This is a genomic window from Paeniglutamicibacter sp. ZC-3, from assembly GCF_025847175.2.
GTDB lineage: Bacteria > Actinomycetota > Actinomycetes > Actinomycetales > Micrococcaceae > Paeniglutamicibacter > Paeniglutamicibacter sulfureus.
Map to the genome: position 1 here is coordinate 1 of NZ_JAOYTG010000020.1, position 15,846 is coordinate 15,846.

Sequence of the window (15,846 nt, forward strand, 5' to 3'; positions counted from 1 at the left end):
TCTTCCGCCGGACCGGCCAGGATGACCGCATCGGCGAGCCCGGTTTCGCACAGCGCGATCACTTCGGCTATTTCCGCACAACTGCGGGCAACCGTGAGGACGCCGCGGTGGCTTTCCAGTGACTTCTTGGCCTTCTTCCAGCGCCGCGCCCACTTGTCGTTGAGCTTGTCGACGTAGAGGTAGCCGTCAAGGTGGTCGTATTCATGCTGCATGATGCGGGCGAACCAGTCCGTAGCCTCGAAGGAGATCGCGTTCCCGTCGCCGTCAAATCCCTCGACCCGGGCGTAATCGGCGCGCTTGAGCGGGAAGTTCAGCGCGGGGGCCGAGAGGCACCCCTCGATCTCTTCTTCCGGATCCGGGTTGGCCTGCGAGACCTTTGAGAGGGTCAGGCGCGGGTTGACCACCACGCCGCGGGACGGAGCGCCGTCATCGTTCTCGTACGCGTAGGTGAAGATGCGCAGGCCCACGCCGATCTGCGGGGCAGCCAGGCCCACGCCGTTGGCCGCATCCATGGTGTCGTACATGTCGGTGATGAGTTCGCGCAATTCGTCGTTGAACTCGGTGACTTCCTGCGCGCGCGTGTGCAGCACGGGCTCGCCGTAAATGGTGACCGGACGAATACTCAAGGCTTCTCCTAGGGCTTTCAGGGGGATCGGGTAGGGGGGGAGGGGCGGGGGCGGCCCCCGGGACGATGGGCTTCAGGCGTGGGCGAGCAGCGAGGTGCAGATGCCTTCAGGCCTGTGCTTGCTGGTGATTCCGACGACTGTCGGCAGCTGCGCGGCCAGGAGCGCCTGCGCGACCGGGGTCTCCACGATGTGGCCACCGCTTGCGGTGCCTGGGCGCTGATCGACGTGGCCTTCTGGGGGGAACGGAGCTACACCGGGGCTGCCCGCGACCTCCCACGGAGAGCGGGGCATCCGGCGTTCCCCTCTCCCGGTCCAGGTGGCCGGTGGCGATCTCGCGGACGTGACCGTGGTCTTCACCAAAGATGCTGCGTTCCATCTGCTGGTCCGGCCCCTCTCTGCCGTGCGATGACGTGAAGTGTGGTGGGATGACAAAAGCCGCTCCGGAAATTTCCGGAGCGGCTTCATTGGGGTGAGTAACGGGGATTGAACCCGCGACCTTCTGGACCACAACCAGACGCTCTGCCGACTGAGCTATACCCACCAAGTTCGCCCTGAGGCTAGCTGTCCTGCCGGTCGGAATCTCTTCCGAACTGCTGGGCAACGAGAACTATCTTACACATACTTTGTGGTTGAGTGCCAACTCGAAAGCCGCCCTTTTGCATGTGTTATGCACCACAGTTCCTAATCAGCCGGTCTTTGCGCGATGATCCGGGCCGCTGCGACCTTCGCCGACGCCGAATCTGGCCCCGGAGCTGGGACCATGACGGTGGCCCGGTAGTACTTCAATTCCTCGATGGAGTCCCGGATGTCGCCCAAGGCCCGGTGGTTGCCGGTCTTGGCGGGGGCCTGGAAGAACGCGCGGGGGTACCAGCGGCGGGCCAGCTCCTTGATGGTGGACACGTCCAGGATCCGGTAGTGCAGGTGTTCGGTGACCTCGGGCATGTCCCGGGAGAGGAAATTCTTATCGGTGCCCACGGAGTTTCCGGCGAGCAGTGCCTTGTTGGGCTCCGGGGCGTGGGAACGGATGTAGTCCATGACCAGCTTCTGCGCCGCGTCCATCTCCAAGCCGGCGTCCAGCTCGGTGATCAGCCCGCTGGCTGTATGCATGTTGCGCACGAAGTCGCCCATTTGCTCCAGGGCGGCGGCGGGGGGCCTGATCACCACGTCGACCCCGTCACCCAGGATGTTGAGCTCGGAGTCCGTCACCAGGACCGCAACTTCGATCAACGCGTCATGTTCCAGGCTCAGGCCCGTCATCTCGCAATCGATCCATACAATTTTTTCAGCTGATATAGGCACGGACCCCAATTTACCCGATTCCTTCGCGGGCGGACCGCGGCGCGGCCAGCGCGGGAGCGGATCCGAAATGCACACCCCTGGCGGGGGTGCCCGTCAGGGACGGCCAAGCCTGTGGGAGGGGGTGCCTCGCCAAGTTGCGATGCTCAGTGCCTGGTGGAGCTGCCCGTGGCGCTCAGTAGCCACAGCATCACGAAGACGACCAGCAGGGTGCCGGCCAAGGCGATCGAGGCGACGGTGCTCATCCCCAGCAACGGCGAAGCAACCCCCAGCAGGACCGAAAGGAACGCACCCCAGCCCAGCAGGGAATGGTTGCGCACCGCACTGCCGACACTCTTTGCACGCCTGCCCACGGGTGTTGCCTCACTTCTGTGATCGATCAATGTTCCGGCCCCCAGCCTATGCACCATCCGCGGGCACCAACCCGTTAGCCACGCCCGGTGCGCAGCCGCGTTCAGGTGCCGGCGGCAGGGCGCCGCACTTGCCCTGGCCCGCACCCGCCGACGCGCCCGTGGATGCGCTTATCGGTCCGGTCCGACCGAACAATGTGACCTCGCGCGCACCGGGGCCCGCTTCCGGGTCAAACCCAGCGGGCGATGCTAGGATCGGACTTGATTTTTTACGCGGACTTTAGCGCCCGTGGGCGCCGCCGCGACGCGACCGGACAGCCGGTGCGCAAGCAGAAAACACACCTGGTGGATCCAGCCAAGGTACGACGAATCAGGAGCGGGGCGCAGATGAAAGCGGTGCGATCCTCCGCCGGGACCACTAGCCAGGCGGGTCGCGGGCCGCACCTGTCCCCGCTGATCCAAGGCACCATCGGCTCGATCATGATCATGCTGGGATCCTTCGGTGTCGGCTGGCTCGCCAGTGTCTCCCCGCTGAACCGCTACCCGCTGCTGATCGCGATCCGCACCGACTATTGGGGCGTGGTTGCCGGAACCGTGGTGCTGACCCTGGGGTGTTGGATCCTGTTCCGCGCCTGGCTGCGGCTGGGCCAGCAGCTGGCCGGCTGGCCGGAGGGCTCGCTGCGAACCGTGAAGAAGGCCGTGTGGGCCTGGAGCGTCCCGATGCTGATGGCGCTGCCCATCTTCTCCCGCGACGTCTTCGCCTACATTGGCCAGGGACGACTGGTGGCCGCGGGCCAGGACCCATACGTCGATGGCATCTCCACCATGAACAACTGGTTCCAACTCGGCGCCGACATCACCTGGGCCGAGGACGAAACGCCCTACGGCCCCCTCTACCTGAACGTGGAGTTCTGGGTGAACCAGCTGGTGGGCACGAGCCCGGACCTCTCGGTGCTGATCTTCCGCCTGGTCGCATTCACCGGGGTGATCCTGTGCATGGTCTACGTGCCCAAGATCGCGGCGCTGCACAAGGTCTCCGGTGCCAAGGCCACGTGGATCTCGGTGGCCAACCCGCTGTTCCTGATCAGCTTCGTCGCCAGCGCGCACAACGACTCGCTGATGATCGGCCTGGCCCTGGCCGGCACCTACTACGCGGCCACCCGCCGGGGCGTGCTCGGCGTGGTGCTCATTGCCGCATCCATCGGCGTCAAGCCCATCACCCTGGTCCTGTTGCCTTTCATTGGCCTGCTGTGGGCGGGTCCCGACGCCGGATGGTGGAAGAAAATCCGCTACTGGGCCTATACGCTGCTGCTTGTCTTCGTGATCATGGCCGTCATCGGTTGGGCCAACGGCTACGGCTTCGGCTGGCTCAAGGTCATGCTGGGCACCGGCACCGGTGCCGTCATCTTCGCCCCCGTGGGCGCGCTCAACGCCCTGCTCTCCGGGGCGCTGTCGACCATGGGCGTGCCCAGCGACTGGCTGCTGCCGGCACTGAAGCTCATCGGCCGGCTCGCCTCCGTGGGGCTGGTCCTGCTGCTGATCTTCAAGGGCAAGTCCTCGCACCTGATCCAGCGCATGGCCCTGGCCTTCTCCGCGCTGGTGGTGCTCTCTCCAATCATCCAGCCCTGGTACATCCTGTGGCTGCTGCCCTTCTTCGCCATCACCGGCATCCGCGACGACTGGCAACTGTTGTGGGTCTATGTCACCACCGCCTTCTTCATCGCCTTTGGCGCCGCGGACCAGCTATTCATCTGGCAGTTCCTCTCCGACCTGGACCCGTGGGTCAAGCACCTGTCCACCGGGATTTCCTGGGCCGCGATGGCGTACCTGGCGTTCGTGGACCCGCGGACCCGGAAGCTCTTTGTCGCGACGCTGCCGACCCGGTTGGGCGGCGGCGCCGGGCCGCTGCGCACCGGGCGCAAGAGACCCGGCGCCACGGCGAACGGTCTCGGGCCACGCGAGGATCCCGAGGTGCCCAACCCGTGAGCAACCCCGCCGGGATCCCGGATTTCCCCGACCTTCGAGCCGGCCGACGCTTCGCCGGCACCACCCGCGCCCTCGAGGCGTTGCGCCAGCGCGGTTCCCGCATCCCCTTGCTGGGCCGGCTGACCGGCGGCGGGGAGAACTCCCCGGACATCGCCATCGCCCAGGGCCTGCTGGCATCGATCATGGTGATGGCCGGGTCCTGGGGCGTGGGCTGGATCCCCAGCTCGCAGGAATCCCTGCTGGCCCGCTCCAAGTTCCTGCTTCCGCTGCGCGTGGAGATGCTCGGGGTCATCATTTGCACGCTGCTGCTGGCTTTGGGCTCGATGCTGCTCTTCCGCGCGTGGCTGCGGCTGCGCCAGCGCGCCGGAGAACCGGGCACCGACCCGCTGGCCTCGATCGCCAAGTCCATTTGGGTGTGGTCGATCCCGCTGCTCTTTTCGTTCCCGATCCTCTCCAAGGACGTCTACTCCTACCTGGGCCAGGGGAGGCTCATGCATGCAGGCCTCTCGCCCTACACCGACTGGGTCTCCCAGCTGCCGGGCTGGTTCGCGCAGGGCTCCGACTCCCTGTGGGCCGAATCCACCTCGCCCTACGGTCCGCTCTTCCTGATGTACGCGCGGTTTGTCTATTTCGTCTCCGGCGGCGTGCCCGAATACGGGGTCATGCTCATGCGCCTGGTGGCGGTGGCCGGGGTCGCGTTGTGCGCCTGGGCTGTGGTGGCCCTGGCCAGGCTCACCGGCCGGGATGCGGCATGGCCGCTGTGGATCTCCGTGGCCAACCCGCTGTTCCTGCTGAACATGGTCGGCGGGGTGCACAATGACGGGCTGATGATCGGCGCCACCTTGCTGGGCTTCGTGCTGGTGGCCCGCAAGCGCCACCTGGCCGGCATCCTCGCGGCCGCCGCGGCCATCGCCATCAAGCCCATCGTGGTGCTGGTCCTGCCCTTCCTGGGCCTGGCGATGGTGGCGCGCAACGCGCGAATGGGGAGCAAGATCCGCGCCTGGGTGTACACCGGGGCCGTTGCAACCGCGGTGATGGCACTGCTGGGCGCGGCCTCCGGGCTCTGGTTCGGGTGGATCCCGGCGATGGCAGGCGCCGGATCCGCGGCCTTCCCCTACGCCCCGGTCGGGCTGCTGGGCATGCTCGTCGGCTGGCTGGGCTCGCTGGCGGGCGGGGACCTGGACTTCATTGCCGGCATCGTGTTCTCGGTCTTCCGGCTTGCCTCCCTGGCCATCGTGTTCTGGCTGGCGGTCCGCCGCCCGGCCGGGCCGCCGCTGCTCTACGCCGGCTACGGGCTGGGCGCTGCGGTCGTGCTCGCGCCCATCATCCAGCCTTGGTACCTGCTCTGGCTGATCCCGTTCTTCGCCCTGAGCAGGCGCTACCCGGTGAATTGGGAACGCGCCCTGTACATCCTGTGCCTGCTGGTGCTGCTCTCCGGGGTGGTGGACCAGCTGTCCATCGGCCAGTGGTTCTCCCTGCTCTGGGTGCGGCTCTTCGCCGCGGCCATCTGCCTGGCCTACATGGGCTACCTGGTGTTCATCGACCCCAAGACCGCGGCGATCTTCGGCGCGGACCGCCGCCGGCCGCTGCTGCCGGGCAAGAAATAGCCCCTTCGTCCCCGCAAAACCCCCTCCAAAATCCCGAAGACCCCTAGAAATGAGGCAACCGGATCGTGATGCAACCGGTCAAGAACCTGTTCAACGCCCGTGAGGCCACGCGCCCGATCATCATCGGGCTGCTGGTGCTGACCGCAATCGGCGCGTCCATCGCCGTGCTGACCAAGCAGTGGTGCAGGAGCAACGGGTGGCCCGACGCGGAACAGCACCTGCACCTGTGCTACTCGGACTTCACCCAACTCTTCGGCACCCGGGGGATGGCCGACAAGCTCTTCCCGTACTTCACCGGGCTGCCGGCCGAGCAGGCGCTGGAATACCCGGTCCTGCTGGCCATCCTCGCCGGACTCACCGCGCTGGTGATCCCCGGCATCGGCTTCTCGCCCGAGCGCCAGCTGGCCTATTTCGACGTCAATTCCGCGGTGTCCTTCATCTGCTGGGCGGTCGTCGTGGTGGCCGTCGCCTACGCGGCGCGGCACCGCAGCCGGGACGCGATCATGGTGGCGCTGGCCCCCGGGATCATCCTCACGTCCCAGCTGAACTGGGACCTGTTGGCGGTGATGCTGGCGATGACGGGGCTGCTGGCCTTTTCCCGGAAGCACATTGTGTTGGCCGGGGTGTTGCTGGGCCTGGGCGCAGCGGCCAAGTTGTACCCGTTCTTCCTCTTTGGGGCGATCCTGGTGCTGTGCCTGCGCACTGGGCGGATGCGCCACTTCTGGGTGTCCCTGGCCTCCGGAGCGGTGGCCTGGCTGGCCGTCAACGTCCCGTTCATGCTCACCGCGTTCGACGAGTGGTCCCGCTTCTACACCTTCTCCGGGGACCGCCCGGCAGGCAACTCCTCGATGTGGCTCGCCTTCGTCTGGACCGGGATGGACGGCTCGACGATGTCCTACTTGTCCAACGGCCTCTTCGGACTGGCCTGCCTGGGCATCGCCTGGCTGGGGCTCACCGCCACGCGCCGCCCGCGCCTGGCCCAGCTCGCGTTCCTGATCGTCGCCGCGTTCCTGCTGCTGGGCAAGGTCTACTCTCCGCAGTTCGTGATGTGGCTGATCCCGCTCTACGTGCTGGCACGGCCCAAGTGGCGCGAGTTCCTGGTGTGGCAGGGCATCGAGGTGTTCCACTGGATCTTCGTGTGGCTCTGGAGCGCCAAGTGGGTCTCCGGGCTGAAGTACTTCGGGGATTCCTGGACGATCGAGATCCTCTACGGCCTGGGCATCGTCGCGCACATGGGCATGCTCGTCTACCTTTGCGTCAAGATCATCGGCGACATCCGGAACCCCGAGCGCGACGTGGTGCGCACCGAGGGTCTCGACGATCCGCTGGCAGGGCCGCTGGAAGGGCTTGAGGACAGGTTCGTGCTGGGGAGCAAGACCGCGAACAGCCGATGATGCCCGGCAACCGGCCGGCGTAATCCCGGTCTGACCCCACGCTGAACCGGCGGGATGGGATCCAGGACAACCTGGCTCCCATCCCGCTTTTGCGTACCCGGGCGGGCGGGCGGCAGCAGGGCCTGCATTCCGGGGGGACTTTTCCCACGACCCGTATATCGTGGGGAAGTGGTGGGCACCGGCCCGGAAAGCGCGCAGGGGCCGCACCGGTCCGGTGCGGCCCCCGTTGGAAGTCCCTGGCTGAAACGGTCGCTAGCGACCCAGGTACTCCGAGCAGACAGGCGCCACGGGGATGTCGCGGTGCAACACCAGCAGCCCTTCGTCGAGGGGAGCCACTTCCTCGAATCCCAGGGCGTGCGCGCGTTCCAGTGCCTGCGGCGGGCTCAGCGGATCCCAGCCGCCGAGTTCCTGCTCGTTGAAGTCGATGATCATCCAGTTGGAGAGCTCGGTGCCGATGTCCCCGTGCATGCCCACATAGGTGCGGGTGGTCAGGTGCGGCACCAGCGTGTCGGCTGCCTCGACGCACACGCCGTCGGGGATCATCGCCACGGCCCGTTCCTTGGCGGCGACCAGTGTGCCGGGTGCCCAGTTTGCGCCGGTGAGCGTGCGGCCCAACGGGAACACCGAATGGAAGAACAACGTGCCGACCAGCGCGAAAGCCAGCAGCCAGGCCGGTGCAATGACCCGGATTTTTTTCCAGCCGAAGCGCTCCATGAGCTTGCCCAGCACGTGCACGGCGGAGAGGATGAGGATCGGGGCCATGATCGCGTCGTATTGGTACACCGGAGCCCAGGTGTTCAGGCGGTCGTTGAACAGCCGGCTCAGCAGCATCGGCGCACCCAGGATGACGTACGGGGAGGCCAGCGGCAACAGGGCCAGCGGCAGGAAGCTCAGCAGCCACAGCGCGACCTTGAGCTCGTGGTCGAACAGGATGGCGATCGACTGGAACGGGTGGGTCAGCAGGAAGAGGATCGCCGCCCCGGCGCTGGCGCCCAGGGCGGTGTACTGCCAGTAGGTGAATTCACCGGCGGGGGAGAAGAGCGGAATCAGGTAGCTGGTGACAGCCACGTAGCCGCCCAGGCCTGCGGCCGCCAGCAGCGCGGCCTTGGCCCACTGCTTGTGGAAGAGCATGACGATGCCGATGGCCACGATGGTGATGCCCATGTCCTCGCGCACCAGCAGCAGCACGGCGGACAGGCCCACAACCAGCCAGTGGCGGGTGCGGTCGAAGGCCCAGATGATCCACGCCATGATCGGCACGCCGAACGCAACCTCGTGGAATTCCCAGTTTACGATCGCCTGGAACGGCCACCACAGCAGCATCGCCGAGGCGGTGAGCAGGGCGCCGAGGTGCCCGAAGCGCGGCCTGGTGAACAGGTAGACGGGGATCGCGGTGGAAATGAGCAGCAGCGTCAGGACGATGCCCAGCATCCGAGGGTCGTTCCAGATCCAGTAGAACGGTGCCAGCAGCGCCAGGATCGGGTGGAAGTGGTCGCCCAGCAGGTTGAAGTCCACGCCCTTGATCGGCACGATCGGTGCCTTGAACATGGCGTACTGCCGGGCCGCCTGGTCGAAGATGCCCAGGTCGTAGCCGCGGGATTCGAAGTTGGCAAAACGCAGGAAAGAGTGCGCAACGTACAACACCCCCGCGAGGACCATTGCCGTTCCCAGTTGCAGTTTCTGGGCGCGGCTCACGGGAGCGGGGGTGTTGTTGGGCATGGACTCGAGTTTATCCGCAAGTCGCTGCGTGGACGATTCGATGGTGTTACTTGGCGGGAGCCAGACCGGTGCGCGCCATCGCGTCGGCGTAGGCCGCGTAGATTTCCTCAAGGTGGGCTTGCTGGCGCTCCGGGGAGCCGGCAAAGGCGCGCCCGTCCAGCGACTTGACCTTGTAGGTCTTGAATCCGCGACGCCACAGCAGCGGGTTCTGGGTCTTGACCAATTGCTCGGAGAGGCGGTGCGCCTCGGTGCCGTGGGCGATCAGGACCGATGCGCGCGGCACGACCTTGAGCAGACGCAGCAGCGGCTTGAGGCCCGAGGTGATCTGCGGCGGGGTGAACTTGCCGTTGGCCTCGCCCGGGGTGTGCCACGGGTGCACGTTCCACGGCAGGATGTACTCGGGACGCAGCCCCAGCTGCCATTGCATGCCCAGCATGCGCGTGGCGGCTTCCTGCGAGCCGGCGTCGATGAATCCGCTCTCATGGGCCACACCGATGTTGGAGTACAGCGAGATGATCCGCGCCTCCTCGATGTTGTGCATCGGATCCACGTAGGAAACGGAGGTGGCGGGTCGAAGCGCGCGGGTCTCGTCCAGAAGACGGTTGACGGGTTCGATCTGCTCCTCGTAGCGGCGTTCCATGAGGGAGTGTTCGACGTGGTCCGGGGCAATGGCTGTCATGAAGGTGAGGTTCTCCTGCTGGTGGTACGGAGACATGGGGCGTCGTTGCGGGCGCGCGTCATCCAAGGGGCGACGCACGTCCATAACCATGTCAATGCTGCTAGAGCGGGGGGAGTGGGATCGAAGTGGTTCCGGTGGCTGTCATGCCCCAAGGTGAACGCAGGGTTGATCCACGCTTAACAATAGCCGCTCGCGGGCCGTTTGGGCAGGCTCGGCCGCCACGAGCCGAGGGTGATGATTGGCACAGATCCCGCATCGGGGCACACAATCGGTGGGCTTACTTGGTGCTTTCTTCATGGCCCGCCGCCTTGACCGCGTGCTTCCCCGCGGGCCGGACCCGGGGCTGCGCGGTCGGACGGCGCGGGTGCAAGCACATAGGATTGACCGTGGTCGGCCACCGGGGGGAACATGCCGTGGCATGCCCGGAGGGCCACCGTTAGCGCATCACCAGACCCACGATCGATTGAGGCATCCAGCCAAATGAATGAAAAGATCCCGAACGAGCCGCACAAGGCCGTCTTGCGCACCGCGGTGGCTGCGACCGTCGTGATTGCCGTCGGCGCATTCGTATTGTCCTTTGCCGCCCTGACCGACCTTGCCCAGCGCTCGGGCATCGACGAAAACCTGGCCTGGATCTGGCCGGTCATCGTTGACGGCATGATCGTGGCCTCCACGGTGGCCATCGTTGCGCTTAACGGCCACGACCGCCGCGCCATGATCTACCCGTGGACGCTGCTCTTCTTCGGCGCCTTCGTCTCCACGGCAGCGAACTCCGTGCACGCAATCCTGACCGTCGGCGCCATGCAGTCCGACATCCCGCCGGTGGTTTCCGCGCTGGTGGCGGCCATGCCGCCGGTCGTCCTGCTGGCGATCACCCACCTCACAGTGCACATGTACCAGAAGAAGGCAGAAGCCGCCGAGCGTCGCGCCATTGCGTCATACGACGAGGAGGCTGTCGAGGCCGAGAAATACGGGCTGGCCTACGACGACGGCTTCCAGGCTGCCATGAGCGATGCACAGGCAGCCGAGGCCGAACGCCTGGTTGCGGCCAAGGAGCAGCTGGCCGAAGCCACCTCACGGGCCCGGGCCGAGGGCCGTGCCGACGCCGGCAAGAGCGCCCCGGGCGCAAAACCGGCCGTGGCGCCGTCCGCCGGGCCGCAGCGCCCGGCCGCCGCTGCTTCCAACGCAGCCCAGGCTTTCCCTTCGGGCAAGGCCCAGGCCATGGATGCCAACGGCCCCTCGCCGCTCTACGACGAGGTTGCCCAATCGCTGGATGCCAAGAACTAGGCACCCGCGCCCACCCGCTGAAGCCCGCGGACCGTTGTTCCAGGGATTTGTCCCCCGCCTCAACGGGCCGCGGGCTTTTCCATGCCATCCCGCAAGAGGGACAAACTTTGGGACGGCTGCCGCGCCGCCACAAATGACGGGAAGCGGCAGTTGATAAGCTGATCCGTGAGCACCCCCGACCAGCCGTTTTTGTAGGAGGCACGTGTGGGCACCCCCTGGGAAACCCTTGATGATTCGTTGCGCGACCAGGTTAGGGGCAGCGTTGAACGGTATGCCGCTGCCCGCCCGATGCTGGAACATGTCGCCGAGGCCATGCGCACCCGCATCGAGTCCCTCTTTGACGAAACCGAGAACACCCCGTTGTTCGTCGTCAGCCGGGTCAAGACCGTCGAGTCCTTCCGTGACAAGGCCTCCCGCATGTTGGTGGGGGAGGAGGGGGAAACCCCCGCGCTGGAGTTCCCCAGCCCGCTGCGCGAGATCCACGACCTGGTGGGAGTGCGGGTGATCGTGAAGCTGCCGCATGAGATCCGCGAAGCCGCGAACCTGATCAAGCGCCGCCGCTCCGACTTCGACTGCCGCTCCGACCGGGAGAAGGACATCGGCTCGGTGGAATCGGGAACCTACGGCTATTCGTCCCGCCACCTGATCCTCAAGACCCGCGGCGAGGAGGTCGTGCGCGACTTCCAGGCGAGGCTTGGCGGGGACACCAAGATCACCGGAAACTTCGTCTTCGAGGTGCAGATCCGCACGATCCTTTCCCATGCGTGGAGCGAGATCGAGCACGACATCCGCTTCAAGAACGCCGAGCCGCGCGCCTGGAGCCCGCACATTGACCGGCAGTTCACCGCCACCGCCGCGATGCTCGAGGCGGTGGAAGACCAGTTCTCCGAGTTGCACGAACGCTTCGAGACCGTCACCGGCTTCTGGGATGCCCAGGGCGAGGGAGCAGTGCCGCTGGGAGCGGCGCGCATCCAGTTCATCTGGCAGACGCTGCTGCCGCACGTGGACAGGAAGTCCGATGACGACTGGGGGTGGGCCGCGGAACTGCTCGCCGCCCACGGACTCGCCCGCACCCGCGAATTTGCCGCGCTGCTCCAACCCAACGTGATCACCTCGGTGCGTGCGGCCCTTGACCACCGCTACTCCCCGGGCCCCGACCGCCTGTTGGACGACGTACTGCTGTGGCACTTCGGAACCACCCACATCGATGCCACCAGCGGAGGGGATGCGCACCGGGCCGATTCACTGCGCCGCCGCCTGGTGCAGATGGACGCGTACCGGATCAAGCAGGCCCAGAACACTCCCGTGCCGGCGCCCGCCGCCGGATTGCCTGCATCGGCGGCGCGAGCGGCGTTGGACGAATCCCAGGCCGAGGCGACAGCCGATTCGAAGCCAGATTCCAAGGCTGTGCCCAGGTCCGGTGGCGCCAAGGCAGACCAGCAACCTGCCAAGGGCAACGCCAAGCCCTGAGCATCTCAGCTCCCCGGCGGCACCGCACATCGTGTGCCGTCGCGGGGGGCCCAACTGCGTCGGATGCGGACCCCAGGTGTGGATCCGGCGTGAGATTGAACGCATCATCACGCCAAAGGGCTTGCCACCCGCGTAGACTGGGTAGGTTGCCCAGCAGGGCCCCAAAACTTTACCGAAAGGTCTCACTGTGATTTCCGTTGCCGATTTGGAGCTGCGCGCCGGCGCACGCCTTCTCATGGAGGGCGTCTCGTTCCGCATCGACAAGGGCGACAAGATCGGCCTCGTCGGGCGAAACGGTGCCGGCAAGACGACGATGACGCGCGTGCTGGCCGGGGAGTCGCTGCCCGCCGGCGGCGCCGTCACCACCACGGGATCCATCGGCTACCTGCCGCAGGACCCGCGGACCCCCAACATGGAGCAACTGGCCCGCGACCGCATCCTCTCGGCCCGTGGCCTGGACATCATCGTCGGCAAGCTCAAGAAATGCCAGGACGACATGGCCTCGGAGGACGAGGCCGTTGCTGCCAAGGCCATGCGCCAGTACGACCGCATCGAGGCCGAATTCATCGCCGGCGGCGGATATGCCGCCGAGTCGGAGGCCGCGGCGATCTCCAACAACCTGGCCCTGCCCGACCGCTTGCTCAACCAGCCGCTGTCCACCCTGTCCGGTGGCCAGCGCCGACGTGTCGAATTGGCCCGGATCCTCTACGCGGACGCCGAGACGCTGCTGCTCGATGAGCCCACCAACCACCTCGACGCAGACTCCGTCACCTGGCTGCGCGGCTTCCTGGCCAACCACCAGGGCGGCCTGCTGGTGATCTCGCACGACACCTCGCTGCTTGAAGCCACCGTTAACAAGGTCATCCACCTGGATGCCAACCGCGCCACCATGGACGTCTACAACCTGGGCTGGAAGCGCTACCTGGCCCAGCGCGAGACCGATGAGCGGGCCCGCAAGCGCGAGCGCGCCAACACCGAGAAGAAGGCCACCACGCTGCTCGCGCAGGCCAACAAGATGAAGGCCCGGGCCTCGGGTGCTTCGGCCGCGCAGTCCATGCTCAAGCGCGTGGACCGGCTCATGGGCGGGCTGGACGACGTCCGCGTCGCCGACCGCGTCGCGGCCTTGCGCTTCCCGGATCCGGCACCCTGCGGCAAGACCCCGCTGATGGCCGAGGGCCTGTCGAAATCCTACGGCTCGCTGGAGATCTTCACCGATGTCTCCCTGGCCATCGACCGCGGCTCCAAGGTCGTCATCCTGGGCCTGAACGGCGCCGGCAAGACCACGCTGCTGCGCATGCTCGCCGGGGTCTCCAACCCCGACACCGGCGACCTGATCCCGGGCCACGGCCTGAAGATCGGCTACTTCGCCCAGGAGCACGACACGCTGGACGTGGACCGCTCGGTGCTCGAGAACATGCGTTCGGCAGCCCCTAGCCACATGGGAGATGCGGAGGTGCGCGGCATTCTGGGTTCCTTCATGTTCTCCGGCGACGACGTTTCCAAGCCGGCCGGCGTGCTCTCCGGCGGCGAGAAGACCCGTCTGGCCCTGGCCACCATCGTGGCCTCCAGCGCGAACGTGCTGCTGCTCGATGAGCCCACCAACAACCTGGACCCGGCCTCGCGCGCCGAGATCCTCTCCGCGCTGTCCAACTTCTCCGGGGCCGTGGTCATGGTCTCGCACGACGAGGGCGCGGTTGCAGCGTTGAACCCGGACCGTGTGGTGCTGCTGCCCGACGGCGACGAGGACCTCTGGAACGATTCCTACCTGGAACTGGTCACCCTGGCCTAGTCAGGATTCGGCCCGCCTTTCCCGTCCCTGCCAATGGCAGTCATCGGGAGGGCGGGCTTTTTCATGTCCGCGGCCGGGGGAGCGATGCCGCCGACAGTGCCCGAAGCGCATCGATCCCGCCCCACCTTGCGCGCGGAGCCGGGCAGGGGCTAGCTTCGGTGTACCGGACCCGCTCCACCGGGCGGGTCTGCTGCCACCCCCCTGCACGCCACGGGACGGAACCATGGACCCCACCGACTGGACTATCGGACCCGCTACGGACCCTTCCGAGCTGGTCGCGGCCTCCGACCTGTTCGATTTCCCGGTCAGCGAGCACGGGGCCAGAGAGTTCCTGGCCATGCCGGGTCACCGGTTGCTGCTGGCAAGAACCGCTGACGGAAACGCCGTCGGCTTCGTTTCCGGCGTCGTCATGCGCCATCCCGACAAGCAACCGGAAATGTTCGTCTACGAGCTGGGCGTCGCGGAGAGCCACAGGCGCCGTGGGATCGCCGCCGCACTGTTGCGCGCACTGGCACTTGAAGCCTTGGTGCTTGGTTGCACGGGTATGTGGACCGGGACCGAAAGGGGGAATGTCGCTGCCCTGGCGACCTATGGGTCCCTGGGTGCCACGGTGGATGACGAATCGGTGTTCATCCAATGGGCAGCGTTGGCAGAGGCCTTCGTCCCGGGAACGACGCCTTCCAGCACGTAGGGCCGGCGGCGTGGGGCTAGGAGTGGGGACCCGCTACCCCGGCGTCCCGTGCGGCGGCGGCCCTGCGTTCCAGCTCATCGAGGTAGGCATCCTCGGTGGCCTCGTCGGTGGGGCTGCCGTCGCGGCGGACAAGCTTCTTGGGCTTTCTGCGCAGCCGGTGCGCCTGGTGCAGCACCGGTTCCTCGCCGCGCAGCGCGGCCGCCGCCCGCTCCTCGCGGTCCTCGCGGTTGATCCTGGCCTGCTGCTTGGCCGCATAGCCGAAGCCGATGAACACCAGCACGCCGAAGGCGAACCACTGGAAGGAATAGGACAGGTGCGGTCCCTCGTCTTCCTCGGGGCGCTGCAGCTGGGTGGGTGCCGCGGCCGGAGCCGGGTCCTCCAGATACATCAGCCCATAGCTGCCGGTGGTCACGGGGTATCCCAGTTGCCGCTCGTAGGTGGCCAGGTCCACCGAGGCCAGCTGCCCCTCGGGTGCCCCGCGGTCCAGCGTCGGCTCGCCGGCCTTGAGCCGGACCTGGACATCCACGGTTCCCGCCGGCGGCGCGGGGATGGCGTCCGGGCGCCCGGAGTTGTCATTGCCGATGGGCAGGAAACCGCGGTCAACGATCACGGTGGTTCCCTCCAGGGTGCGGAAGGGGACCAACACCTCGTAGCCGGGGCGGGAACCGGAGATGCGGTTGCGCACCACCACCTGGTCATCGGCCAGATAGCTGCCGCGCAGGGCGACGGGCGTCCATTTGCCGTCGTTGGGCAGTTCCTCGAAGAGACCCTGGGCCTGGGCAAACGGGATCGGCTCGGCGTCGTAGTTCAGCTTCACATGGGAGATCTCGGTCAGGGCGCCCTCACGACGGTCCATCTGCCATTTGCCCAGGAACGTGAAGGTGGTGGCGAACAGGCACACGAGCAGCAGCCAGCCAATCCAACGGGTGCTTGCCAGGAATCGATACACGCT

The 15,846-nt window shown here is 66.7% G+C and carries 13 protein-coding genes, 1 tRNA gene and 1 pseudogene; 7 read left to right on the forward strand and 8 right to left on the reverse strand.

The features are described 5' to 3' along the window. Window positions 1-119: 119 nt before the first annotated feature. The 5 genes and pseudogenes from def to OIU93_RS16890 all read right to left on the reverse strand — a co-directional run. Window positions 120-626: pseudogene (def, locus tag OIU93_RS16870) on the reverse strand (peptide deformylase); the annotation flags it as partial. Window positions 627-698: 72 nt separating this feature from the next. Beyond that, window positions 699-917 (reverse strand): hypothetical protein, encoded by a 219-nt coding sequence (locus OIU93_RS16875; protein ID WP_264271223.1) that lies wholly within the window; start codon window positions 915-917, stop codon window positions 699-701. Between the two features lie 174 nt (window positions 918-1,091). Beyond that, window positions 1,092-1,167 (reverse strand) — tRNA-His (locus OIU93_RS16880). A gap of 140 nt (window positions 1,168-1,307) precedes the next feature. Further along, window positions 1,308-1,925, reverse strand: a complete 618-nt coding sequence (gene orn / locus OIU93_RS16885) for an oligoribonuclease (RefSeq protein WP_264271224.1) — start codon at window positions 1,923-1,925, stop codon at window positions 1,308-1,310. Window positions 1,926-2,068: 143 nt separating this feature from the next. Further along, a complete protein-coding gene (locus OIU93_RS16890) occupies window positions 2,069-2,275 on the reverse strand; it encodes a hypothetical protein (RefSeq protein ID WP_264271225.1) in 207 nt (68 codons plus the stop codon). Window positions 2,276-2,659: 384 nt separating this feature from the next. On the opposite strand from OIU93_RS16890, the gene mptB (OIU93_RS16895) reads away from it, so the two are divergent. The 3 genes from mptB (OIU93_RS16895) (at window position 2,660) to OIU93_RS16905 (ending at window position 7,259) form a co-directional block, all read left to right on the forward strand. Beyond that, window positions 2,660-4,258: a polyprenol phosphomannose-dependent alpha 1,6 mannosyltransferase MptB gene (gene mptB, locus OIU93_RS16895; RefSeq protein WP_264271226.1), complete on the forward strand. Its 1,599-nt coding sequence runs from the start codon at window positions 2,660-2,662 to the stop codon at window positions 4,256-4,258. After that, window positions 4,255-5,865, forward strand: a complete 1,611-nt coding sequence (gene mptB, locus OIU93_RS16900; protein ID WP_264271227.1) for a polyprenol phosphomannose-dependent alpha 1,6 mannosyltransferase MptB — start codon at window positions 4,255-4,257, stop codon at window positions 5,863-5,865. Before mptB (OIU93_RS16895) ends, mptB (OIU93_RS16900) begins: the two co-directional genes overlap by 4 nt. Before the next feature lie 68 nt (window positions 5,866-5,933). Then, a complete protein-coding gene (locus OIU93_RS16905; protein ID WP_264271294.1) occupies window positions 5,934-7,259 on the forward strand; it encodes a glycosyltransferase family 87 protein in 1,326 nt (441 codons plus the stop codon). Between the two features lie 252 nt (window positions 7,260-7,511). Here the strand turns inward: OIU93_RS16905 and OIU93_RS16910 are convergent, their stop codons facing one another. Together OIU93_RS16910 and OIU93_RS16915 are read right to left on the reverse strand one after the other, a co-directional pair. Continuing rightward, window positions 7,512-8,978: a DUF2079 domain-containing protein gene (locus OIU93_RS16910; RefSeq protein WP_264271228.1), complete on the reverse strand. Its 1,467-nt coding sequence runs from the start codon at window positions 8,976-8,978 to the stop codon at window positions 7,512-7,514. Between the two features lie 46 nt (window positions 8,979-9,024). Beyond that, window positions 9,025-9,657 (reverse strand): uracil-DNA glycosylase, encoded by a 633-nt coding sequence (locus tag OIU93_RS16915; protein ID WP_217388294.1) that lies wholly within the window; start codon window positions 9,655-9,657, stop codon window positions 9,025-9,027. 480 nt (window positions 9,658-10,137) lie between these two features. Here OIU93_RS16915 and OIU93_RS16920 point away from each other — a divergent pair, with 480 nt between their 5' ends. The 4 genes from OIU93_RS16920 (at window position 10,138) to OIU93_RS16935 (ending at window position 14,894) form a co-directional block, all read left to right on the forward strand. Further along, entirely contained in the window at window positions 10,138-10,944 is an 807-nt protein-coding gene (locus tag OIU93_RS16920; protein ID WP_264271229.1) for a DUF2637 domain-containing protein, read from the forward strand. Window positions 10,945-11,148: 204 nt separating this feature from the next. Next, complete coding sequence (locus tag OIU93_RS16925) at window positions 11,149-12,414, forward strand: GTP pyrophosphokinase family protein (RefSeq protein WP_372342954.1); 1,266 nt, start codon at window positions 11,149-11,151, stop codon at window positions 12,412-12,414. A 187-nt stretch (window positions 12,415-12,601) separates the two neighbouring features. After that, complete coding sequence (locus OIU93_RS16930; RefSeq protein WP_264271230.1) at window positions 12,602-14,203, forward strand: ABC-F family ATP-binding cassette domain-containing protein; 1,602 nt, start codon at window positions 12,602-12,604, stop codon at window positions 14,201-14,203. Between the two features lie 223 nt (window positions 14,204-14,426). Continuing rightward, window positions 14,427-14,894 carry a GNAT family N-acetyltransferase gene (locus tag OIU93_RS16935; RefSeq protein ID WP_264271231.1) on the forward strand — a complete coding sequence of 156 codons (468 nt, stop codon included), beginning with the start codon at window positions 14,427-14,429 and terminating at the stop codon, window positions 14,892-14,894. A 16-nt stretch (window positions 14,895-14,910) separates the two neighbouring features. Here the strand turns inward: OIU93_RS16935 and OIU93_RS16940 are convergent, their stop codons facing one another. After that, window positions 14,911-15,843, reverse strand: a complete 933-nt coding sequence (locus OIU93_RS16940) for an SURF1 family protein (protein WP_264271232.1) — start codon at window positions 15,841-15,843, stop codon at window positions 14,911-14,913. Window positions 15,844-15,846 lie beyond the last annotated feature (3 nt).

What these genes read in the sequence shown, in the direction of transcription:
- OIU93_RS16875 (WP_264271223.1), bottom strand. Translation starts at nt 917, where the DNA reads ATGCCCCGCTCTCCGTGGGAGGTCGCGGGCAGCCCCGGTGTAGCTCCG.
- mptB (WP_264271226.1), top strand. Translation starts at nt 2,660, where the DNA reads ATGAAAGCGGTGCGATCCTCCGCCGGGACCACTAGCCAGGCGGGTCGC.
- OIU93_RS16905 (WP_264271294.1), top strand. Translation starts at nt 5,934, where the DNA reads ATGCAACCGGTCAAGAACCTGTTCAACGCCCGTGAGGCCACGCGCCCG.
- OIU93_RS16910 (WP_264271228.1), bottom strand. Translation starts at nt 8,978, where the DNA reads ATGCCCAACAACACCCCCGCTCCCGTGAGCCGCGCCCAGAAACTGCAA.
- OIU93_RS16915 (WP_217388294.1), bottom strand. Translation starts at nt 9,657, where the DNA reads ATGACAGCCATTGCCCCGGACCACGTCGAACACTCCCTCATGGAACGC.
- OIU93_RS16920 (WP_264271229.1), top strand. Translation starts at nt 10,138, where the DNA reads ATGAATGAAAAGATCCCGAACGAGCCGCACAAGGCCGTCTTGCGCACC.
- OIU93_RS16935 (WP_264271231.1), top strand. Translation starts at nt 14,427, where the DNA reads ATGGACCCCACCGACTGGACTATCGGACCCGCTACGGACCCTTCCGAG.